Source organism: Aeromonas sp. 159 (assembly GCF_963862045.1).
Classification (GTDB): Bacteria; Pseudomonadota; Gammaproteobacteria; order Enterobacterales; family Aeromonadaceae; genus Aeromonas; species Aeromonas veronii.
Map to the genome: position 1 here is coordinate 1 of NZ_CAWLMI010000124.1, position 1008 is coordinate 1008.

Annotated in this window: 1 protein-coding gene; it reads left to right on the forward strand. The window is 56.2% G+C overall.

Features of this window, described 5'->3' with window-relative positions; genetic code table 11:
- Positions 1-11 precede the first annotated feature (11 nt).
- Positions 12-812, forward strand: a complete 801-nt coding sequence (gene ybgF / locus AACR14_RS16115) for a tol-pal system protein YbgF (protein ID WP_019446922.1) — start codon at positions 12-14, stop codon at positions 810-812.
- Positions 813-1008 lie beyond the last annotated feature (196 nt).

Here is a 1008-nt window from a genome sequence, read left to right on the forward strand (position 1 = left end):
GTTTGATCCGAATGAAATCTGTGTACAAGCAAGCTGTCGTTGCGCTGGCCGTATTGGTTGCTCTGAATGCGCAAGCTGCGGCTCCTGTCAGCGATCTGGGCGGTGACTCGGGTGGTGGCGTTGTCCTTAGTGGCAACAACGGTGCCATCGTGCCCACCGGTAGCCTGGAGGATCGGGTTGCCCTGCTGGAGCGCACCCTCAATGCCCGTCTGCGACTGCAAGCTGAATTGCAGCAACAGGTCGACTCCCTGCAAGGGGAGGTCTCCGAGCTGCGTGGTCAGCTGGAGCAGCAGACCTACCAGATGGAACAGTCGCAAGAGCGCCAGCGCCAGCTCTACCAAGAGCTCGACAAGGTTGCCAGCAGCCAGCAAGCTGCTCCAGCCGCCCCGGCCCCCGCTGCTGCCACACCGGCTGCTACCGCCAATTACTCAACCAATCAGGATGAGAACCAGGCCTACGACGCAGCGGTCAACATGGTGCTCAAAGAGAAGAACTACGACAAAGCCATTCCGGCTTTCCAAGGCTTTATCAAGCAGTACCCCAATTCGGGCTATGTTCCCAATGCACACTACTGGCTCGGCCAGTTGCTGTTCAACAAGGGTGACAGAGCCGGTGCCTCGGCCCAGTTTTCGACCGTGGCCAACAAATACAGCAAATCCCCCAAGCGAGCCGATGCGCTGCTGAAGCTGGGTATGCTGGCGCAGCTAGATGGCAAGAAGGCGGAAGCCAAATCCTTCTATGAGCAGGTGATCAAGGGCTATCCCAACACCTCGCCGGCCCAGTTGGCCAAACAGAGTCTGGCCAAGCTGTAACATTGCTGTATGTCACTGTTTTCGTAACGCTACTGTAAAAACAGCCTGCATTTGTACGCACAGTGAGCAAACGGATTTAAATTACGAATTTTCTGTTGCACCGGAAATTTAAATCCGTAATATAGGCCGCCGTCAGAGCCGAAGCAGTAATGCAGTCGGAACTGGTCGTGGTGAGGGTCGTTAGCTCAGTCGGTAG